Raw genomic sequence first — 21,378 nt, 5'->3', positions numbered from 1 at the left:
CGCAGAGATTTTACAAATGGAGGGCTTAACGGGCGCCTACGAATTTGTCCACCACATCGGCGAAGAATTTCTCCGCTTCTTCTTTGGTAGGCTGCTTCAGCGGGCGTACCAGCCGGAAGCCCACAAAGGGAGCGTCTGCATTCCACCACTTGCTGCGGGGGATCTGCGGGTCGCGGAAGTTCCAGGACTCTTCGGATTTCAGGCGGGAAGCGCTGCGGGTGGCCGAAGCGGCATCCAGGTAATGCCCGCCTTTGATGGTGCGGGGCGTTTTGTCCGTGGGCTTGTTCCAGGGATTGGAAGCCTCCGCTTTTTGCAGGCCTTTTTCATCATACTGGTCCAGCGTCCATTCCGCCACATTGCCGAGCATATCATAAAGCCCCCAGGCATTGGGCTTCAGCTCGCCTGTTTTATGGTATACCTCGCCACTGTTCGCGGCCGTCCATGCATATTCATCGATCTGCCCGCTATCGTCCCCGAAAGGGTAGGCTGTGGACGATCCGGCGCGGCAGGCATATTCCCACTCCGCTTCCGTGGGCAGGCGGTAGAACACGCCTGTTTTATTGTACAGCCAGCGGCAATACATCAGCGCGCTGTACTGGCTCATGCTGTTTGCGGGATATCCGCCGCTCTTGCCCATGCCGAGCGTAAGGTCGATATAAGGAGGGCTGGGCCGGGTCATCCCGTCGGGCAGCGGCGTTTTATCCTTTTCCGCATCGGCATAAATATCAAACTGATCAAAAGTGACTTCGTAAGCGCCCATCCAGAAAGCATCTACCTTCACTTTCTTCTGAGGGCCTTCGTCCGCATTACGGCCTTTTTCCTTTGCAGGGCTTCCAAACCGGAACTCGCCTGCTTTTACCGGTACCATTTTTATGCTTACGTCCGATCCCGGGATCTTTTGCTCGTAGGCTTCAAATGATTCCCCGTTCTGTGCGAAGGCTGCGCTGGTGATGAGTCCACCGAGCAACATGGCCACTGTTTTCTTTGTCATTGATATACTGCTGAAATATTAAGCGTGTGAATTTATCAATTCCGGGGTATGAAAGCAACCTTTTTTTTATGAGCGTCAACAAAACGGTAAAATCCTTGCATTTTATATCAAAATTCGCTCATTCGGGATTTTTTTATCAAATCGCTGGGTTTTCCCTTTAAAAGCGATTAAATTTCGGATCGCAAACGATCATCCACCCTTTATCCAATTAAAACACGCTATGGAAAGAAGAACCTTCCTCCAGCAAAGCACGCTGGCCGGCATTTCAGCCCTTACTTTCGGAGGCGCCGCAACGGCAGCCGCCGCAGAAACCCGGCAGGGCGCTGCGCAAAAGACCTTTAACCTGGACTACGCGCCGCATGCCGGCATGTTCAAGAACAGTGCGGGAGACGACTTCCTGGACCAGATACGCTTCATGCACGACCAGGGCTTCCGTTCCATTGAAGACAACGGCATGCTCGGCCGCGAAACGGCCCTGCAGAACAAGATCGGCGACCTGCTGGCCAAACTGAACATGCGGATGGGCGTTTTTGTGATAGACGGCGGCGAAAACTGGAAAGTGTCGCTCACAACGGGCAAAAAAGAGCACCTGGACGTGTTCCTGAAAACCTGCGAACGCTCCGTGGAGCTGGCAAAACGTGTGAATGCCAAATGGGCCACCGTGGTGCCGGGCTTTTTTGAGCGGAAACTGCCGATTGGCGTGCAGACCGGCCACGTGATCGACGCGCTGCGCCGCGGCTCCGAAATACTGGAGAAAGGCGGTCTCACCATGGTGCTGGAACCCCTCAGCGACACCCCCGAGCTGTTCCTCCGCACCTCCGACCAGACGTACATGATCTGCCGCGCCGTGAACAGCCCCTCCTGCAAGATCCTCTACGACATCTACCACATGCAGAAAAATGAAGGGCAGCTGATCCCCAATATCGATCTGTGCTGGGACGAGATCGCCTACATCCAGATCGGCGATAACCCCGGCCGTAAAGAGCCCGGCACCGGCGAGATCAACTACAGGAACGTCTTTAAACATCTTTATAACAAAGGCTACAAAGGTGTGATGGGCATGGAGCATGGCAATGCAAAACCCGGAAAAGAAGGCGAACAGGCGCTGATAAAAGCTTACCGCGACAGCGATAATTTTCTCTGATAAATATTCTGCATGAAAAAAATATGCTTCCTGCTGCTACTCGTATGCAGCGTACTTTCCATACAGGCGCAGCAAAAGATCAAGGTCGCCTGCATCGGCAACAGCATCACCGCGGGCCGTGGCCTGGGAGACAGCACCTATCCCAAACATCTGCAACGCTTGCTGGGCGAGGGTTACGACGTGCGCAACTATGGCATCGGCGCAAGGACCCTGCTGAAAAAAGGCGATCATCCCTACTGGATCGAAAAGAAATTTACCGAAGCGAAGGAGTGGCAGCCGGATATTGTGATCATCAAACTCGGCACCAACGATTCCAAACCGCATAACTGGGACGCCAACAAAGCGGACTTTATTCCGGACTACCGGGCGTTCATACAGGAATGGAAAACGCTGGCTTCCAAACCGAAGATCTATGTGTGCTACCCGGTGCCGGTATTCAAGGATAATTTCAGCATCCGCGAAGCGGTGGTGAAAAACGAGATCATTCCCGCCATCAAAAAGATCGTTAAAGCGGAAAAGGTGAAGCTGATCGATCTGTACAAGGCGCTGACGGGGCATGGAAACCTGTTCCCGGATGGTGTGCATCCCAACAAGCAGGGCGCGGTGCTGCTCGCGGAGGCGGTGCACAAAGCGATCCGCTAAGATATCTTCTATAAAAAAAGTCGGGCACGTCTGTTTGTGCCCGACTTTTTTATGCCGTTCCGGTTGGGAGCTATATTATTTGAACACTACGTCCTTCAGCCAGCTGATGCACAGACCCGGCCAGCTGTTCAGCACAGCGTCTTTCGGCGCCATGCCGTAGCCGTGCCCGCCGTGATCATACACGTGCAGGGAAGCGGAAACCTTATGCGCTTTCAATGCGCTGTAGAACGAGAGGCTGTTTTCTACGGGAACCGTCTTGTCGTCTGTAGAATGCACGAGCATGGTGGGCGGCGTTTGTGCCGTCACCCGTTTGTCTGTGGACAGCGAATCTTTCATGGCGGCGCTGGCATCCGGGCCGAGCAGATTGAGCATGCTGCCTTTGTGCATGTAGCTGGCGGACATGCTGATTACCGGGTATATGAGAATGGCGAAAGCGGGGCGGCTGCTCCATTTCTCCAGCTCGTTCTTCGGTTGCTGGCTGGCGGGGATGATCATCGTTGCCAGTGTGGAAGCAAGGTGCCCGCCTGCGGAAAAGCCGATCACGCCGATCTTGTCCGGGTTGATCTGCCAGGACGCCGCTTTGGATTTCACGAGGCGCATGGCATTGGTGACATCGTTGTATTGCGCCGGGAAGCGGGAGCCTTTCTGCTCGCTGTCGTTCAGGCGGTAATGCAGGACGATGGCGTCATAGCCCTGTGCGTTGAAAAATTCCGCGATGTCTTTTCCTTCGTGGCCGGTGGCAAGGTGCGTGTAGCCGCCACCGGGACAAATGAGTATGCCCGCGCCGTTCTTCTTATCGGCGGGAGCTTTGTAGTAATCGATATGCGGCACATCTGCCACTTTTCGTCCTCCTGCGATCTGCAGCTCCGGCTGGCCGGGGTACAGGTCGATTCTTTCCTGTGCGGATGCGGTAATGGTCATCATAAGCAGTGCTGCGGCGATGCTGTGTTTCATCTGATGGAATTTGTTTTCACAATAAACGCTTTTTCCCCGGCTTTTTCAATACCATCATGGCGCGGGACTACTTTGGCCGGAGTTACAACCGCTCCTGGCTGCGCAGCCACCGCTCGGGGATCTCGTTATTGCTGGCCAGCAGGTAATCGCTGTACGCACAGGGAACAAATTCCTTGTCCGGCAGCTGCATCCACCAGCGGCCTGTTTTTTTACTTTTCAGGAATACGGTGTCTATATCGGTAAAGGCTATATGAAATTCCAGGAAGGATTCGCGTTCGGTCAGCTGTGCTTCCTTGTTCTTTACGGAACGCCCGTCCATAAAGTACCAGAGCATCTGCGCGATCTGTTTGGCGGTGAGGTCGTCTTTGTCTTTTTCCGGGTTGTATCCGTAAATGCCGTAGGTGCTGAGCTGTGCGCTCATGCCGGCGTAGCGGGAAAGCGCGCAGGCTTCCTCGCCGCTGAAGCCGTTGGGGGAAAGGGAGCTGGCGGGCGCATCCGTGTGTTTGATCATATTGATGTCCACACTCAACAGGTCGGTATTGCGCAGCACCGGTTCTATCTCCTCGATGTTCTCGCGTACCTTGCCGAGGCGGTAGCAGTCGAACCGCAGCTTGTCCAGCGTTTCGAGCATGCGCGGCTGCACGAAGTAGCTCTGGAAGCCGATGTGATTATAGTGACGGAGGTAATTGGGCTGTTCCATGAACATGTCCAGCAGGAAGCGTTCTGACCGGAGCGAGGAGGTTTCCTGCAGGTCTATCAACGCATCCGCCACAGTAGCCTCGATGATATATTTCTTGGTGGCGTAGGCCTGGTATTGTGCGTAGGTTAGGTCGTGGGAGCCTCCGAGGATGATCACCGTTTTGCCGCCGTCTATCAGTTCGGTGACCACGGCTTTCAGGGCGGCGTAGGAATCCGCTACGGAGCGGCCTGTCTGGAGGTTTCCCGCATCCGCGAGGCGTACATCGCGGTGCCAGTGATAGAGTTTGTAGAATTGCCGGCGGATGATGTCCGGAGTGGATTTTTTGCTGTTGGGCATGCCGTTGCCGCGGGCTTCGTTCGCGCCGAGCAGCACTACGTCCGCTGCGTCCAGGTCGGGGATGTGATCGTCTTCATAAAGATCGATCATCCGGCCGATCTGCAGGTCGTCATAAACTTCATCGTCATTCAGCTGTGCTTTGGAAACCGGCGTCAGGAAGTCTTGTAAGTGCGTAAAATCTATCATCACAACGGATATTGGTTTGGTCGCAAACCTACAACAAGAATTTCAGAAAAAAACACAGGGGTATATGCTGGCGGTCGATGCAGAGACCGGGCCGCGTGAATAGATAAGACAGAAATGAGGGCGGGATTTACCGGCCGGACAGACAGGAAAAACCGGTTAGTTTTTGTGGATGATGAACTCAAATGCTTTGGGTTCCTTGCGGAAGAACGCACGCTCCAGCACGCGGCGCTTGCTGCTGACGCGATGCCTGTTACAGTCGGCCACTTCTGTGGCGCTTGTCAGGTATTCCATGGTTTCAACAGACGATAACATATCGCTGATCTGTTTCACTTCGTGCTGGATCTCCTGCTCGTTGTAACGGTCTTCATGTAACAAGATGAGTAAATCCCTCTCTACAGGCTTCATGCTTAATTACGTTTGATAGTTTCTCTTTTTGTTGACATTGTTCATAACGTGTACCCTCCCTGTTTTACTTTTCAGGTTTTCAGTTCGAGCCAGGTATAGTGTGTTTGATTTTTTAATGTCTCATTCGCCCTTTGGGACTGGATGGGCATCCGCAATCATTTTTCTTCAACACGCTGCAACCTTCCCACATTACGCTCCCTACGAAAAGGGAAAATAATAATAACCATTTAAACTTTTTCATCTGTTCATCGTTGTTTTTACCGGGCAGTTTATTTTCTCTGCTTTTATTCCCTCTTTCGGGAAACTTCTCTGCCCGGTCGTTCCGTATTGCATGATAGAAAATCTTCAATAAAGTCAGCCGTACGATGAGAGAGTTTACCTTTTCTTAACAATGGTCATTTCTAAATTAAACTATTTTCGCAAAAAATTTCTATTTATTTGTCCACATACTCCCAGGTGCAAAAAAAAGTCCTCATCGTACCGCTGGATTGGGGGCTTGGTCACGCCACGCGCGACATTCCGCTGATCCACGAACTATTAAACGCTGGCTGCGAGGTGGTTATTGCTGCTGAAGGAAAGCACGCCGCCCTGCTGTCCCGGGAGTTCCCGCAGCTCACCATTCTTCCCCTGCCCGGCTACAACATCCGCTATTCCCAAAAGGGCCTCTTTTTCGGCCTCAAGATCATCCGGCAGATCCCCAAGATCTGGCGCGCCGTGCAGTACGAGCAGGCCTGGCTGCGCAGAACAGTGGCGGAGCTTGGCATTCACGCCGTGATCTCTGACAACCGCTTCGGGCTTTATCATCGGGACATCCCCTGTATTTTCATCTCCCACCAGCTGCTCATCAAAACGCCATTCGGCGGCTTTACCGAGCGCCTGCTGCAGCAGATCAACTACCGGTTCATCCGCCGGTATTCCGCCTGCTGGATACCCGATTTCGCGGGCGAGCCCAACCTCAGCGGCGAACTGGCCCATCCCACGAGCCTCCCACCAAATACGACGTACCTCGGCTGCCTGTCCCGCTTCGAGCCCATCGCCGGCGTGCCCCGCAAATACGATCTGCTTGCCCTGATCTCCGGCCCCGAGCCACAGCGCACCAACCTGGAACAACTGCTCCTGGCCCAGCTGCAGCAAATGCCCGGCATTTCCGCCCTCGTAGTGAGCGGCCGGCCTGACCAGGCGGAGAAAAAAGAAGTGGCGCCGGGCATCTGGCAGGTCAGCCACCTCAATGCAAAAGAACTGAACGAAGCCATGCTGGCGGCGGACATGGTACTGAGCCGCTCCGGGTACACCACGCTGATGGACCTCGCCAAGCTCGGCAAAAAAGCCATCCTCATCCCCACGCCCGGCCAGTCCGAGCAGGAATACCTCGGCAGATACCTGATGGAAAAGGGCTACTTCTACAGCGTGCCTCAGCATCAGTTCACGCTCGCCAAAGCTTTAGAAAATGTTAAATCTTTTCCGTTTGCCACTTTTCAACATGGGCAGGACATGGAAGCCTATAAAAAAGTAGTGGCGGACTTCGTAAAAACGCTTTAGAAAAAAGCGGCATTCACGATTGATTAACGAAATTTTTCAGCGCTTCCACCGTCTTTTTATCGTTCCCCACGAAGATCTTTTTGCCCGCAATGGTCACCGGGCGTTTGAGAAAAGTATATTCTTCCAGGATCAGCGACCGGTATTCCTCCTCCGTCAGGTCCCGCTCATCCAGCCCCATGGGCCTGTATTTCTGCGAGCGCCTGCTGAAAAGCGATTCATAGCTGCCGGTCATTTCCTTCATCTGGTCCAGCTGCTCCGGCGTGATCTTTTCCTTCTTGATGTCCTGCAACGCAAACCCCTTTCCTACTGCGTTCGTTTCTTCCAGTATTTTTTTGCAGGTGCTGCAGGTCGATAAATAATACATCCTCTTCATTCGATAATTGTTTGTCGTTCCGTTTGCCGGACGGGCATCCCGCTTTATCCGGCAAACCGTTCTGGTTTCCAGGCGCAAAATTAGGAAATCCGGTGTTGCGCATAACGGTAATTGTTTACTTTTACCGCATGAGCAAAAAACTCTTCTTACTAGACGCCATGGCGCTTATCTACCGCGCCTATTATGCATTGATCAGGAACCCGCGGCTCACCAGCAAGGGGCGCAACACCAATGCCCAGTTCGGGTTTACCACTACGTTGCTGGACCTGCTCAACAAGGAAAAACCCACACACATAGCAGTGGCATTCGATACGCATGCCCCTACCGAGCGGCATACGGATTTTGCGGATTACAAAGCCAACCGCGAAGAGGCCCCGGAAGATATTCTTTCATCGCTGCCGGACATCAAACGCATCATTGAAGGGTTCAACATCCCGGTGCTGGAAGTGGACGGCTATGAAGCGGACGACATCATCGGCACCGTGGCCTGGCAGGCCGCCGCGCAGGGTTATGAAGTATACATGGTAACGCCTGACAAGGATTATGGCCAGCTGGTAAAAGATAATGTGTTCATCTGGAAGCCGCCTTACCTGGGCAGCAAAGTGGAGGTGCTCGGCCCCAAAGAGGTTTGCGAGCGCTGGCAGATCAAAGATGTCAACCAGGTAATAGACATTCTCGGGTTGATGGGCGATGCGGTGGACAACATCCCCGGCATTCCCGGCGTGGGCGAGAAAACCGCCATGAAACTGCTGGCGGAATGGGGTTCGCTGGAAAACGTGCTGGCGAACGCGGACAAGATCAGCGGCAAAATGGGCGAGAAGATCCGCGCCGGCGCGGAAAGCGCCATCCTCTCCAAAAAGCTGGCCACCATCATCACCAACGTGCCGGTGAGCTTTCATGAAGATGATTACTGCTGCACGGAACTGAACAGGGAAAAGCTCTCGGAAATATTTGCGGAGCTGGAATTCCAGACCCTCGGCAAAAGGATACTCGGAGAAGGCTACAGCGCCCTCGGCGCCGAGCCCGCTGCCGGAAAACCGGTGCAGACGGACCTCTTCGGCAACGCCACCGAAGCGCCCGCCCCACCTGTGGCCGCACCCGCAGCGGAAACGCTGGATTTCGGGCTGGCGGCGGACAAGAACATCGAAAACACTCCGCACAACTACGAACTGGCGGATACGCCCGAAAAATATGACGCCCTCGTGGCCGCGCTGATGAAGGAAAAGGAGATCTGCTTCGACACCGAGACCACCGGCACCGATCCCAACATCGCCGAGATCGTGGGCATGAGCTTCTCCGTGAAACCTGGCGAAGCCTGGTACGTGCCGCTGCCGGCGGACCAGTCCGCCGTACGCGATATCCTCGAACGGTTCAGGCCCGTCTTTGACCGCGAAGACGTTGTCTTCGTAGGCCAGAATATCAAATACGACATGATCGTGCTGAAATGGTACGGCATTGCGGTAAAAGGCCAGCTCTTCGACACCATGCTCGCCCACTACCTCATTGAGCCCGAAGGCCGCCGCAGCATGGACCTGCTCAGCGCCCAGTACCTCCAGTACATGCCGGTTTCCATCGAAACGCTCATCGGCAAAAAGGGAAAAGGACAGGGCAATATGCGGGACGTGGAAATTGAAAAGGTCAAGGAATATGCGGGCGAAGATGCGGACATCACCCTGCAGCTGAAAAGCAAATTCCAGCCGCTGCTGAAAGAGCGCGAAGTGGAAAAAGTGTTTTACGATGTGGAAAATCCGCTCGTGCAGGTGCTGACCGACATGGAATATGAAGGCATCAAAATAGATACGCAAACGCTGGCGGACTACTCCCGCGAGCTGGAAACCGAGATCCGCAAAGCGGAGGAAAGCGTGTACCAGCAAGCCGGCGTACGCTTCAACCTCGCCTCACCCAAACAGCTCGGGGAAGTGCTGTTCGAAAAGCTGCAGCTGGACCCCAAGGCCAAGAAAACCCGCACCGGCCAGTACGCCACCGGAGAAGACGTGCTCTCCAAGCTCGCCAGCAAACATCCCATCGTGGAAAACATCCTCACGTTCCGGGAAATGAGCAAGCTGAAATCCACTTACGTAGATGCGTTGCCGTTAATGATCAACCCACGCACACAGCGGGTGCACACGTCCTACAACCAGGCGGTGGCGGTAACGGGACGGCTGAGTTCCAACAACCCGAACCTTCAGAATATTCCCATCCGCACGGAAAGAGGCCGCGAAGTGCGCAAGGCTTTTGTGCCGCGGAACCCTGAATACACGCTGCTTTCCGCGGACTATTCACAGATCGAGCTGCGCATCATCGCCGCCATCAGCGAAGACGCCAACATGATCGAGGCATTCCGCAGCGGGCTGGACATCCACACCGCCACCGCAGCCAAGGTGTACGGCGTGGAGATCGCGGACGTTACGCCTGACATGCGCCGCAACGCCAAGAGCGTGAACTTCGGCATCATCTACGGCGTGAGTGCCTTCGGCCTCAGCGAGAACCTGGGCATCGCCCGCAGCGAGGCGAAAGTGCTCATCGATAACTATTTCACCCAATATCCCTCCATCAAAAAATACATGGAAGACCAGGTGAAGTTCGCGCAGAAAACCGGCTACGTGCAAACGCTGCTGGGCCGCAAGCGCTGGCTGAAAGACATCAACTCTTCCAACGCCGTGGTGCGCGGTTATGCCGAGCGGAACGCCATCAACATGCCCATACAGGGCACGGCGGCAGACATGATCAAGCTGGCCATGATCTCCCTGCACAAAACCTTCAAAGAACACAACCTCCGCTCCCGCATGATCCTGCAGGTGCATGACGAATTGGTGTTCGACGCCCACATCGATGAAGTGGAAACCATCAAACCGCTGATCATCGAAGGCATGCGGAATGCCATGCCGCTCGCCGTGCCCGTGGAAGCGGAGATCGGCACCGGCAAAAACTGGCTGGAGGCCCACTGATAATGATTTTTACAGGCCGGCGGAATGCTGTATGCGGGCGCAATTTAGTCCACCCGCTTTACCAATTCCGCCGGTCTTTTTTCCTGATAAAAAATCTCTGGTTACTTCCCGGTAAGCCCCTTGTTTTTCCCAAAATCGTTTACTAGTTTTCGCATATGATCCAAACCTTGAGGTTACAATTGTTGACTTGCACGTTACAGCATTTTGAGGCGTTGTTGCACGGGAATGAAGCATTGGCCCAAACGTTGGGGGTAGACGTGCCAGAAAATTGGACCGAATATCCTGAAATGGTGTTGGTGGCTTATGATAAATTACGCAATGATCCGTCCCTGACGGGATGGTTTTTTTACCTGGCCGTACACCAGGCTGATAATCGTCTCATTGGCACTGCCAGCTTTAAAGGCCGGCCCACGCCCGAAGGGGTTGTGGAGATCGGCTATGAGGTGTCGCCGGACTACCGGGAGCAGGGATACGCCACAGAAATGGGGCTGGCCCTGATCCGCTTTGCATTCAGCCATCCTTACGTTTCCAAAGTGATCGCGCATACGCTGGAAGAGTACAACGCGGCCGTAAAAGTGCTGCAGAAATGCGGCCTCCGCTTCGCCGGTGCGGTGAACGGAACGGACGTGGGGGAGCTTTGGCGCTGGGAGATCACCCGGGAACAATATGAGGCCGCCGCTACCGCTCATCAATCCTCGGGGCTGCAATAATGCGTTTTACCATTACATTTGCTGTCATCATTTAACAACAAACTAAACCGCATGAAGAAATTGATGGTTGGCGCAGCCCTGCTGTTCAGCATGGCCGCGGTTGCACAGGATGCAACCCTTACCAACAAAGAGGGTAGCAAATACCAATTCACCGTTCTCAAAAGCCAGGATGCCTTTGATGTGCAGAACCAGGGCAGAACCGGCACCTGCTGGTCTTTTTCCGGGCTTTCCTTTTTTGAATCCGAGCTGCTGCGCAACGGCAAAGGCAAAAACCTGAACCTGAGCGAAATGTTCGTGGTGCGCAAAATGTACCCGCTGAAAGCAACGAACTATGTGCGCATGCACGGCAAAGCCAACTTCGGTGAAGGCGGCGGCTTTCCGGATGACCTGCTTTGCCTGAAAAACTACGGCCTCGTGCCGCAGGAAGCATACGACGGCAACCGCGGAGATTCCTACAACCACGCTGAAATGGTGGGCCTGCTGGAAGGAATGGTGAAAAGCCTCGGCGATGCCAAAGCAGTCAACCCCAACTGGCAAAAAGCTTTCGATGGCGTGCTGGATGCGTACATCGGCGCAACTCCCGAGAAATTCGAGTATAACGGTAAAACATACACGCCGCAATCTTTCGCCAAAGAGCTTGGGCTGAATGCGGATGATTATGTGATCATCTCTTCTTTCTCCCATCATCCTTTTTACGAACAGTTCGTGCTGGAAGTGCCGGATAACTGGAACTGGGAAAAAGTATACAACGTTCCCCTGAAAGAATTCACCAGCATCGCCGAGCAGGCCGTGCTGAACGGCTACACGCTGGCCTGGGCCGCGGATGTGAGCGAAAGGGGATTTTCTTTCAAGGATGGCCTGGCGATCGTGCCGGAAAAAGACTGGGCGGACTATACGGAAGCCGAGCGCCGCGACCTGTTCACCAGCCCCGTAAAGGAAAAAGTGATCACGCAGGAAAACCGCCAGCTGGCATTCGATAATTTTGAAACGCAGGACGATCACGGCATGCATATCACCGGCATCGTGAAAGACCAGCAGGGCAACAAGTTCTTCCGGGTGAAGAACTCCTGGGGCACCGCGAATGAATGTGACGGCTATTTCTTTGCGTCCATGCCTTATTTCGCTTACAAGACCACCTGTTTTATGGTGAATAAAAAGGCGATCCCGAAAGATATTGCGAAGAAAATGGGATTGTAAAAAATATTTGAATGGATGCGGGGCGTATCAGCAATGGTGCGCCCCGTTTTTATTTGGCGGTTCTTTTACACCAGCGCTTCAAAGCTTCCCGCTCCTTCCCTCACCAGCTCCGGTTCATCACCCGTACAATCGATCACGGTGGACAGCGTTAAGCCGCCCGCGCCGGCGTCGATCACAATATCCACGAGATGCCCGAATTTCTGATGGATGATCTCCGGGTCCGTATACTCTTCCACATACTCCTCGATGGGCAGGGAAGTGCTCATGATGGGGTTTCCCAGTTCTTTCACGATGGTGCGGCAAACGAGGTTGTCCGGTACGCGGATGCCCACCGTGTTTCGCTTTGCTTTCAGCATTTTCGGCACCTGACGGCTCGCGGGCAGGATGAAGGTATATGGCCCCGGCAGCGCCTTCTTCAGTATGCGGAAGAGCGGCGTGTCCACACTTTTCGTATAGTCGGTCAGGTGACTGAGGTCGTAGCAGATAAAAGAAAAATGCGCTTTTTTCGGATCGATCCCCTTGATCCGGCATATCCGTTCAACCGCACTGCCCGAAAAAATATCGCAGCCCATTCCGTATACCGTATCGGTCGGGTAAATCACGATCCCGCCGTCTTTCAGGCACTCGATGACCGTTTTCAGATTTCGCGGATGAGGGTTCTGCGGGTGAAGTTCTAACAGCATGATCCTGGTTTTAGCTACAGTTATAACAATCGGCGGCAGCGCAAGGTTGCCTGCCGGAAAATACGAATTAATCTTCCTAACTTGCCGGCCGGTATGAAATTAAAAGGTATTGTCCCCAGAACCTGGAGGTTACTGAAGAAAATATTCATCGTACTTTTTATTGCGCAACTGTTGTACATCGTCCTGCTCCGCTGGGTGAACCCGCCTGTGACCATTACTATGATCAGCAGCTGGTTCAGCCTGTGGGGAACGGATAAATCATTGCAAAAGGATTGGGTGGATATGGAGGAGATCTCGCAGCATGCCCGGCTGGCGGTGATCGCCAGTGAAGATCAGCTGTTCCCGGACCATAATGGTTTTGATTTCAAATCGATTGAAAAAGCGATGAAGCATAACCGGAAAAGCAAGAACATGCGCGGCGCGAGCACCATCAGCCAGCAGGTGGCCAAGAACGTTTTTCTCTGGCAGCATGGCGGCTGGTTCCGGAAAGGGCTGGAAGTGTATTTTACGTTTATGATCGAGCATATCTGGGGCAAGCGGCGTATCCTGGAAATGTATCTCAATGTAGCCGAAATGGGAGAAGGGATCTTTGGCATTGAAGCGGCGGCGCAAAATTATTATCATAAACCCGCCGGGCGGCTGAACCGTGAAGAAGCGGCCATGATAGCGGCCTGCCTGCCGAACCCTATTAAATATACCGTAGTTCCGCCTGCCAGGATCACCGTGTGGCGGCAGCGGAGGATATTGCTGCAGATGCGCAATATTGCGCCTGACCCGGATATCGCGGAATTGGTGACGGACCCGAAACCCGCTTCGGGCAAGGAAAAGCCATGATAAAACAACCCCTGCAATTATCTGCATTCCGGCTAACGGCCACCTTCCATCCCTGCGTAAAAGATATCATCTGCTTACCAGCACAATGATCAATGCTATCGCCAGAAATACCAGCAAAACGATCATCGGAATATACCTCGTTGATCTTCTCATCTTATAATATTTTATCTACCGCTCCGATCGCTGTTTGCAACCGCTGCGCATAACTCCCGCGAACGTCCGCCCAGGGCAGGCCCGCGTTCACCACAATGTCCCGGTACACGGCATAGAAGTGCGCCCGTTCATCCGGATGGGGGTGCTCCCGCAGGGGATCGTCCACCCAGTCCATGTCAATATAGGTCAGCAGATACAGATCGTATTGCCGGGAGGCGATCAGCGCTAAAATGCGTGGATCACAATCGCCATACTTCGCTTCGCTCCATACCTTCACCACCTGCAGGTCCGTATCGCAGATCAGCAGCCCGTTCGCTTTTACCGCCATGTCATCTTCCGACTGCAGCTGACCTTCCGCAATGCGCAGCAGGTCTTCCTGTGTATACGGACGGCCGAGCGTTTCCAGGTAATCCCGTGCGAACTCCGGCACCCAGACCGTTTTGTAATGACTGGCGAGCTGTTCGCTGAGCGTACTTTTGCCGGTAGATTCCGGACCGATGACCACTACTTTTTTCAATGTTCTGCCAATTGCTGCTGACGGTAGATCTTCAACCAGTGGAAATATCCCGTCACTGCTACGATGAATAAAAAAATGGTGAGCAGCGCTGTTAGCGCAAGATGTTTGTAAAACAACAACGGCACCGCCACAAAGTTGGAAATGTTCAGGAATATCCAGTTCTCTACCTTGCGCTTTGCCAGCAGCCACATGCCGCTGCAGGCGGTGGCGGACACAAAGGCGTCCAGCACGGGCACGTCCGAATTGGAGAAATTGCGCAGCAGGGTATAGATCACGATCCACCCGATACCCGCAATGCCGGTGGCGATACCCAATTCACGTTTATCCATCCGCGTTATAGCCGTTTCTTTTTTTGCCGGGTTCTTTCTTGCCCAGTAATACCAGCCGTACACGCTCATGATGAAGTAATAGGCATTCAGCGCCGCTTCCGCGTACAACCTGAAATGCTGCTGCGCCAGCATATAGGTATAGATGCCGGTGCTTACCAGCCCGGTGGGGTACACCCACACGCTGTTCTGCCGCGAGCACAGCACGCTCAGCACACCGAACAGCACGGCGACCGCTTCCAGCCAGGTCATGTGCTGGAAGCCCGTCATAATTTCCTGCCAGATATTTTCCATGAAGGGATTATTCTTTTTCTGCGATCAAAACACCGGACACGTTCCAGGCGCTGAAGCTGCCGCCTTCCGGTTTACCTAAAGGAATGGCTACCTGCAGCGTGTGCTTTCCGGGCGCGAGGTCAGGCAGCGGAATGTCTACCGGCAGGGTCAGCGTACCGGGGCACCAGTTGGAACGGCTCAGGTCGGAAGACGAAAGGCCGGAGCCAAAGTTGCCGGAAGCGGGATTCAGGAAACGGTAGGTTCCGCAATCTTCCCGCCAGGGAATGAAGTGGTACACTCTTTTGCCATCCGCGAAGATCTCGTTCTGCTTCGGGTTGAACTCATCTCCTCCGCCCCATCCGCCGTGGCCGGTAGTGATGTAGCGCAGCTTCAGGTTCTTCAGTCCCGCGGGAATATCTACCGTAACGGTCAGCGAATCCTGGTCGAACATCGTACCATACTCCTGTCCCGCCATTTCCATGATATTCGTGCTGTTGAAAACCGGCATCAGCCAGGTTTTATTTTCCGCCGGCGGCGCCTCTCCATCTCCAAAACCGGGATAGTATTTGAACTGAAGGCTGGCCTTGTGCCCGCCTTTATCGTAATTCCCGATGAACACGCCGATCCACACATCGCCCTGCAGGCGCGGCAGCAGCGCGGTAATATCCTGTTTGTATACCGCGGAATCCGCCCAGTCGTATCCTTTGATCTTTGCCTGCGCATTGAAATGCCGCACGCCGAAAGGCGTGAAGAAACGCATCAGCTCCAGCGGCGGCAGATAGTTTTCCGTAGCAACAACGCCCTGGTATTTTTTGCCGTTACGCCCGGCATACACCGGCAATGCGGCTACGCCATCTTTCAGTCCGTTGAGGAAAGAAAGCGGTTGGTCCGCGGGTATCATGAATACAGATCCCGTGCGGTCGTACGCATCGCCGTTGGAATACTGCACCAGCTCCGCAAACAGTTGCTGGCCGCGCCTTGCAGCGGGCAGCTTTACTTTTTTGAGGATCACCGTGCCGCCGGAAAAACGGTAGGTCACATCCCGCTGATCATCTGCGGGGTTTTTAATTTCATGGCCGAAGCTGATCTGCTCGCGGTCAAAGATAGTAAGGGTGGTATACCTGCTTTCGATGATCTGGCGCTGGTAAGTGGGCTCGTCCACGATGCGCCCCCATTGCGCGGGCCAGTCCAGTTCCGCATCACTCACTTTGCGGTATTCGATGTTTTTGGCGAAGGTCTCCGAATTGCCGTTGCGCACGATCTTCAGCACCAGCCCGAGGCCCGGCGCCACCGTGATGTTCGGCGTGCCTTTTATTTTCAGCGCATCCGTATACCATATCTCGATGGTGTTGGAGCGGATGATCGCTTTTGCCTTTTTACAGGGGATGCCGAGGATGGTATCCACGCCGGGCAGGAGTTCCGGCCTGATATATTCACTGAACGGCTTTTTGAACGTATATACGGCGCCGTTACTTTTCAGTACCTGGTAGCTCGCTTTGTCCGCCAGCTGCAGGAATTGCTGCTCCATCTGCCTGCCGGCATTTCCTACTTTTATCCTGTTACCGCGGATGTACAGCTGCTGCTCTCCCCTGGACGCCTTCCCGTTATTGCGGAAACCGTAGGTGACCACGGCTTCCTGCTGCGCGGACAGTGGTGCTGCCAGCAGGCACAGCGCACAGGCGATGATAATTCCTCTCATAGCTGGTTGTTTGAAGGCTGTAAAGCTAAGGATCATAAACGAAAAAAGCGCAGCCTGCTGCTGCGCTTATAACACTATCATTCACTCAACTATGGCTTATTCTGCTTCGGCCACCACTTCCTTTACTTCCGGGATCATCCGCTTCATCATGCCTTCAATGCCGGCTTTGAGGGTGATCATGGAAGAGGGGCAGCCTGAACATGAGCCTTGCAGGGCGAGGGTTACCACACCTTCGTGATAATCCTTGAACTGGATGGCGCCGCCGTCCATTTCAACTGCAGGTTTCACGTAGTTCTCGAGCAATTCCTTGATGCGTTGCACCACTTCGGTTTCATCGCCGCTCAGGGTGATGTTGGACACGATATCTTCTTCATTGATAACCGCGCGGTTATCTTCCAGGTATTCCTTCAGGAATTGCTTGATGGTCGGGATAACATCTGTCCAGTCTGTTTCAGCCGTTTTTGTAAGCGTTACAAAGTTGCTGCAGATGAACACACCACGAATGAAGGGGAACGTGAACAGCTCGGCCGCCAGGGGAGACGGACCGGTGCTGGCCGCATCAGGGAAATCTATCGATTTATTCGGATACAGGAGCTTGTTCACCACAAACTTCATCGTTTCCGGGTTTGGCGTCATTTCCGTATAGATACTGATGATGGGATTTCCTGTTTTAATCATTATTAACAATTTTCTACTGCAAATTTAGCAAAATTTGACGAGAGTTCCCGGGCTAAATCGCAACGGCAGGAGTTTCAGTCGAAACTTCTTTTTGTTGTTTTGCCGCCGCCGGCGCAGGGGCTGATAAAAGCCGGAAGTCCTGTCTGATAGGATATTAACATGGGTCAATGGCAGATCAAGTCCACCTCATCTCCACCTCACGTCCACCATACCTGGTCTTCTCCATCAGTGACCATGGCCGATTCCCGGCCTTGTCCGGCATCCGGCAGGCAGGTCTCCGGCAGGTGGCGCAAAATAATATCATTGTTGTCCGCCGAACGCCTGCTGGCGCGGAGACTGCCCGCAGAGGACGGCCATCCAACTGTGATCAATTTGATTATTTTTGTGATATGGTACAAACCAAGACCCTGCAAGCACGCAAAAGGATCGCTCTGATTGCGCACGACCACAAAAAGGCGGAACTGATGGAATGGGCTGTTTATAACAAGACCGTTCTGAAGCGCCACGAGCTCTATGCCACCGGAACCACGGGAAAACTACTGGAAGATACGCTGGACGTGTCTGTCCGCAAGCTGTTAAGCGGGCCTTTGGGGGGTGACCAGCAGATCGGCGCGCTGGTGGCCGAAGGAAAAATAGATGTGATCATTTTTTTCTGGGACCCGATGGAGGCTTTGCCGCATGACCCGGACATCAAGGCCCTGCTGCGGCTCGGTGTGGTATGGAACATCCCCATGGCCAGCAACCGGGCTTCCGCGGATTTTCTGCTGACCTCGCCGCTGATGCACCAGGAGTATGACGCCATTCTTCCGGATTACGGGCAATACCTCGGCAGAAAGGTCTAGGCCCACGGGAGTAAGACTTTCCGGCAAAATTCCACAAACTTGTTCATGATGTTGCAGAGCAGTGGGAGCCTGCTTTTTACCACGCTGTAGCGTTCGCGCCTTGTCCCGAGGGATTTCCCCCGGACGTTCCGCTTTTCCGCCTTTTACCGGTGCGACCTCTCATAATGCTGTTGCAGCATGTCTTCCCCGAAATCATTCTTTAAATCCCGGAACGCAGTGTGCACGTGGTTGGCATTGTTCTGCGTGTTATCATATTCTATTACAAAGGTGGGTCCCTGAATGCGGTAGTAATGCCCTGCTCCCCACTGCCGCGCCCCCGCCCAAGCGAAATGAAGGTTTTCCCAGCCGGCGGCCGTTATTTCTTTCCAGAGAATGTCCGCCATCAGTTTCGTGTATCTGTCCACATACACCGCCACAATCCGTTTCAGCTGCTGTTGCTGCGCTTTTGTGAGGTGGCTGTAAGCGAGGCCGGGAGGGTCCAGCAGCCAGGCTTTTCTTTTATTGCCAGTGATGATGTCCGCCGGGGCTTTTTCCTGGATGAGCGCCTGCCGGAGCTGCCCGCTGTCCAGCGAATGCAGCAGATCGAAGGCGAGGGAGGATTCTTCTTTCAGGATCTGCCGGCCTTTTGCGGGGCCGTCCGGAACGATGGCGGGGTTGGCGCCCATGAACGCGGGCGTGCCGGCCACGAGGCTTTTATCCACCGCCGAAAAATTGAGGGACAGGTGGTGGCCTTCCATGCGCCAGCCCCAGGGCTTCCCCGGCGCCGGGTTCCCAAAGACCGTAAAGTAATATTTCCCCGGATCGCGGTAACCGTCATCTGTTCCGCGGCCTTCCAGCGCCCGCAGTATTTCTTCATTCGCCACGATCGCCTGCGCTTTGAGGTACCCGCTGTTGCTCATGCAGATCTTCAGCAGGCGGTACGCCTTATCCCGCTGCGCCGGGCTCATTGCTTTCAGCGGCAGCCCCTTCCGCTCCCTCGGCACAAAATGCCAGTTGAACCGCTCATTATCCTCCCAGGAAAAACAAGCCTGCGCGCGTAATGTAGTATCCAGCGAGCGGATGAACTGCTGTGCGGCAACCTCCATATCGTGGGAAGTGGACTGGGCGAGGGCTGGAAAAGAATACAGGAAAAGCATCCCGGAAACAAGCAGAATAGCGGCAGGAGGCTTTCCAATATTTCCAATAAAGCAGAAGAGCCTGTACAACGCCTGCTGCGGGCGGCAAATAACGTTGCCGGCGAGATGCACAGCACGGATGAAGAACCGGCGCAACGCCGCAACAACATAATGCAAAGGATTTCGTTTCATAACCGCGGATGCTTCCAACAAAGTACAAATCTTTTACCGCTTGTAAAATATGGCGCTTCTTTTGCTGGAAATGAGCTGCTTCCGTATTGGGAATTAGCCGCAGACATTTATTTTCGCACTTTTTTAGGGCATAACCATTTCCGGTAAAACAGTTCAGTTAATGTTGAAATCTCTTCTGGCAGGATTAATCATATGCGGCATTATACAGCAAGGCAGGGCGCAGATGCCGCCCAAACGGGAGTTCCGGGCGGTGTGGATCGCCACCGTCAGCAATATCGACTGGCCCTCCCGTAAAGGTCTGAGCACCGCGGAACAGCAACGGGAGCTGATCGAACTGCTGAACGATTACCAGCGCGACGGTATCAATGCCGTTATCTTCCAGGTAAGGCCGGCATCGGATGCATTCTATCCATCGCCATACGAGCCCTGGAGCGAATACCTTACCGGCGCACAGGGCCGCGCCCCCTCACCGTATTACGACCCGCTCGAATTCATGATCACGGAAACGCATAAACGGGGAATGGAATTCCATGCCTGGTTCAACCCCTACCGCGCCGTGATCAACTACCGCACGGCCAGGATAGCGCCCAATCACATTTCCATCCTGCAACCGCAGTGGTTTGTGACGTACGGCGATAACAAATACTTCGATCCGGGCATCCCCGAAGCGCGCACCTACGTTACCAATGTGATCCGCGACGTTGTCCGCCGCTACGATATCGACGCCGTACATTTCGACGATTATTTCTACCCTTACCGCATTGCCAACCGCGACTTCCCGGACAGCCGCTCCTACCGCATGTACGGACGCGGGAAAAATGTGGCGGACTGGCGGCGCTCGAATGTAGACACGATCATACAGATGCTGGGCACCGCCATCAAGGCGGAAAAGCCCTGGGTGAAATTCGGGATCAGCCCGTTCGGCGTATGGCGGAGCCGCGATAAAGATCCCGATGGCACCCCCACCACCGGAAGCCTCACCAACTACGACGACCTCTACGCAGACGTGATCAAATGGCAGCGCCTCGGCTGGATCGACTACCTCGCGCCACAGCTCTACTGGGAATTCGGCCACCGCCTGGTGCCGTTTGAAGTGCTGGTGAACTGGTGGGCGGAGCATGCGTACGGCCGTCATATGTATATTGGCCACGCCCCCTACCGCATCGGCAGCTCCGCCGGCTGGAGAAGCCCGCAGGAAATGCCCCGCCAGATACAGGCCACCCGCGCCCTGAACACCATACAAGGCAGCATTTTCTACAGCTCCAAATCCTTCGCGGACAATCCCCTGGGCTTTACGGATTCCCTGCGGAACCATTTCTACCGCTACCCCGCCCTGCGCCCCACCATGCCCTGGCTGGACGATGTAGCGCCACAAGCCCCCTATTTTATTGATGCGTTCGAAAGACCGGAAGGATTGGAGATCCACTGGTCAGACGATGATACGTCCGGACAAACCCGTCAATATGTATTATACCGCTTCGATGCGCAACAACCCGCTAACCTCAACGATCCCACAAAGATCCTGGCCATCGTACCGCAGATGCCGGACCCCGTATGGATGGACCGCACATACATTAAAGGCCGGGTATATACTTATGTGGTTACGGCGCTGGACCGTATGCAAAACGAGAGCCTCCAGAGCTATCCTTTATGGATGGAAATCATCGGCGGCAGGCCGAAATTCCACTTTGATCCCTGATCATCAACGGCAAAATTTTCATTAGCGGGGATTCTCCGAAGGCCGTTTTCATCTTTATGCCGTCGCCTTTTTTGCGCCCGCCAGCCCCGAAATGACCGTTTAATTTTTGATATTTTTTAAATAAACTCCCGCCCGTTTTTATATTTTTCTAAATTTTTAGGGTTTAATAGCACGTTCTGTAAAAAATACCGCATTCTATTAGTATCTTTAAACGTTCCCAAGACAATTACGGTACTGTTCCA

At 53.9% G+C, this 21,378-nt stretch carries 21 protein-coding genes; 9 read left to right on the top strand and 12 right to left on the bottom strand.

The window, feature by feature from the left end:
• Positions 1–25: 25 nt before the first annotated feature.
• Complete coding sequence (locus CCY01nite_RS07390; protein WP_146859247.1) at positions 26–991, bottom strand: formylglycine-generating enzyme family protein; 966 nt, start codon at positions 989–991, stop codon at positions 26–28.
• A 220-nt stretch (positions 992–1,211) separates the two neighbouring features.
• Here CCY01nite_RS07390 and CCY01nite_RS07385 point away from each other — a divergent pair, with 220 nt between their 5' ends.
• Positions 1,212–2,135 (top strand): hydroxypyruvate isomerase family protein, encoded by a 924-nt coding sequence (locus tag CCY01nite_RS07385; protein ID WP_146859245.1) that lies wholly within the window; start codon positions 1,212–1,214, stop codon positions 2,133–2,135.
• Between the two features lie 12 nt (positions 2,136–2,147).
• Positions 2,148–2,777 carry a GDSL-type esterase/lipase family protein gene (locus tag CCY01nite_RS07380; RefSeq protein WP_146859243.1) on the top strand — a complete coding sequence of 210 codons (630 nt, stop codon included), beginning with the start codon at positions 2,148–2,150 and terminating at the stop codon, positions 2,775–2,777.
• 75 nt (positions 2,778–2,852) lie between these two features.
• Here CCY01nite_RS07380 and CCY01nite_RS07375 read toward each other — a convergent pair whose 3' ends face one another.
• The 3 genes from CCY01nite_RS07375 to CCY01nite_RS07365 form a co-directional block, all read right to left on the bottom strand.
• Complete coding sequence (locus tag CCY01nite_RS07375) at positions 2,853–3,731, bottom strand: alpha/beta hydrolase (RefSeq protein ID WP_146859241.1); 879 nt, start codon at positions 3,729–3,731, stop codon at positions 2,853–2,855.
• A gap of 82 nt (positions 3,732–3,813) precedes the next feature.
• Positions 3,814–4,953, bottom strand: a complete 1,140-nt coding sequence (locus CCY01nite_RS07370; protein ID WP_146860934.1) for a formimidoylglutamase — start codon at positions 4,951–4,953, stop codon at positions 3,814–3,816.
• Between the two features lie 156 nt (positions 4,954–5,109).
• The gene (locus CCY01nite_RS07365; RefSeq protein ID WP_146859239.1) at positions 5,110–5,358 is read right to left on the bottom strand and encodes a hypothetical protein; all 249 of its coding nucleotides are present in this window, start codon (positions 5,356–5,358) and stop codon (positions 5,110–5,112) included.
• A 438-nt stretch (positions 5,359–5,796) separates the two neighbouring features.
• Here CCY01nite_RS07365 and CCY01nite_RS07360 point away from each other — a divergent pair, with 438 nt between their 5' ends.
• Positions 5,797–6,897, top strand: a complete 1,101-nt coding sequence (locus CCY01nite_RS07360; protein ID WP_186830955.1) for a glycosyltransferase — start codon at positions 5,797–5,799, stop codon at positions 6,895–6,897.
• A 13-nt stretch (positions 6,898–6,910) separates the two neighbouring features.
• Here the strand turns inward: CCY01nite_RS07360 and CCY01nite_RS07355 are convergent, their stop codons facing one another.
• Entirely contained in the window at positions 6,911–7,270 is a 360-nt protein-coding gene (locus CCY01nite_RS07355; RefSeq protein WP_146859235.1) for an arsenate reductase family protein, read from the bottom strand.
• A 128-nt stretch (positions 7,271–7,398) separates the two neighbouring features.
• On the opposite strand from CCY01nite_RS07355, the gene polA reads away from it, so the two are divergent.
• The 3 genes from polA to CCY01nite_RS07340 all read left to right on the top strand — a co-directional run bounded on the left by polA (position 7,399) and on the right by CCY01nite_RS07340 (position 12,125).
• Positions 7,399–10,218, top strand: a complete 2,820-nt coding sequence (gene polA, locus CCY01nite_RS07350; protein ID WP_146859233.1) for a DNA polymerase I — start codon at positions 7,399–7,401, stop codon at positions 10,216–10,218.
• 155 nt (positions 10,219–10,373) lie between these two features.
• Entirely contained in the window at positions 10,374–10,928 is a 555-nt protein-coding gene (locus CCY01nite_RS07345) for a GNAT family N-acetyltransferase (RefSeq protein ID WP_146859231.1), read from the top strand.
• A gap of 51 nt (positions 10,929–10,979) precedes the next feature.
• Positions 10,980–12,125, top strand: coding sequence for a C1 family peptidase (locus CCY01nite_RS07340; RefSeq protein ID WP_146859229.1), 1,146 nt, complete (start codon positions 10,980–10,982; stop codon positions 12,123–12,125).
• 65 nt (positions 12,126–12,190) lie between these two features.
• Here CCY01nite_RS07340 and CCY01nite_RS07335 read toward each other — a convergent pair whose 3' ends face one another.
• Positions 12,191–12,808 carry an L-threonylcarbamoyladenylate synthase gene (locus CCY01nite_RS07335; protein WP_146859227.1) on the bottom strand — a complete coding sequence of 206 codons (618 nt, stop codon included), beginning with the start codon at positions 12,806–12,808 and terminating at the stop codon, positions 12,191–12,193.
• 93 nt (positions 12,809–12,901) lie between these two features.
• Here CCY01nite_RS07335 and mtgA point away from each other — a divergent pair, with 93 nt between their 5' ends.
• On the top strand, positions 12,902–13,642 hold the full coding sequence (gene mtgA, locus CCY01nite_RS07330; RefSeq protein ID WP_146859225.1) for a monofunctional biosynthetic peptidoglycan transglycosylase: 741 nt from the start codon (positions 12,902–12,904) through the stop codon (positions 13,640–13,642).
• Between the two features lie 154 nt (positions 13,643–13,796).
• Here the strand turns inward: mtgA and CCY01nite_RS07325 are convergent, their stop codons facing one another.
• The 5 genes from CCY01nite_RS07325 to CCY01nite_RS26605 form a co-directional block, all read right to left on the bottom strand.
• Entirely contained in the window at positions 13,797–14,312 is a 516-nt protein-coding gene (locus CCY01nite_RS07325; RefSeq protein WP_146859223.1) for an AAA family ATPase, read from the bottom strand.
• On the bottom strand, positions 14,309–14,932 hold the full coding sequence (pnuC, locus tag CCY01nite_RS07320; RefSeq protein WP_146859221.1) for a nicotinamide riboside transporter PnuC: 624 nt from the start codon (positions 14,930–14,932) through the stop codon (positions 14,309–14,311). Before pnuC ends, CCY01nite_RS07325 begins: the two co-directional genes overlap by 4 nt.
• Positions 14,933–14,939: 7 nt before the next feature.
• A complete protein-coding gene (locus CCY01nite_RS07315; protein ID WP_146859219.1) occupies positions 14,940–16,610 on the bottom strand; it encodes a PNGase F N-terminal domain-containing protein in 1,671 nt (556 codons plus the stop codon).
• Between the two features lie 96 nt (positions 16,611–16,706).
• Positions 16,707–17,288: a NifU family protein gene (locus CCY01nite_RS07310; RefSeq protein ID WP_146859217.1), complete on the bottom strand. Its 582-nt coding sequence runs from the start codon at positions 17,286–17,288 to the stop codon at positions 16,707–16,709.
• A gap of 197 nt (positions 17,289–17,485) precedes the next feature.
• Positions 17,486–17,659, bottom strand: coding sequence for a hypothetical protein (locus tag CCY01nite_RS26605; protein ID WP_186830953.1), 174 nt, complete (start codon positions 17,657–17,659; stop codon positions 17,486–17,488).
• A gap of 18 nt (positions 17,660–17,677) precedes the next feature.
• Between CCY01nite_RS26605 and CCY01nite_RS07305 the strand changes: the two genes are divergently transcribed.
• Entirely contained in the window at positions 17,678–18,130 is a 453-nt protein-coding gene (locus tag CCY01nite_RS07305; protein ID WP_146859214.1) for a methylglyoxal synthase, read from the top strand.
• A 143-nt stretch (positions 18,131–18,273) separates the two neighbouring features.
• On the opposite strand, the gene CCY01nite_RS07300 is transcribed toward CCY01nite_RS07305, so the two are convergent.
• Complete coding sequence (locus CCY01nite_RS07300) at positions 18,274–19,437, bottom strand: DUF3500 domain-containing protein (protein WP_146859211.1); 1,164 nt, start codon at positions 19,435–19,437, stop codon at positions 18,274–18,276.
• A 160-nt stretch (positions 19,438–19,597) separates the two neighbouring features.
• On the opposite strand from CCY01nite_RS07300, the gene CCY01nite_RS07295 reads away from it, so the two are divergent.
• A complete protein-coding gene (locus tag CCY01nite_RS07295) occupies positions 19,598–21,136 on the top strand; it encodes a glycoside hydrolase family 10-like protein (protein ID WP_146859209.1) in 1,539 nt (512 codons plus the stop codon).
• Positions 21,137–21,378: the final 242 nt, after the last annotated feature.

Source organism: Chitinophaga cymbidii (assembly GCF_007992715.1).
Classification (GTDB): Bacteria; Bacteroidota; Bacteroidia; order Chitinophagales; family Chitinophagaceae; genus Chitinophaga; species Chitinophaga cymbidii.
This window is presented reverse-complemented; position numbering and strand designations above follow the sequence as displayed.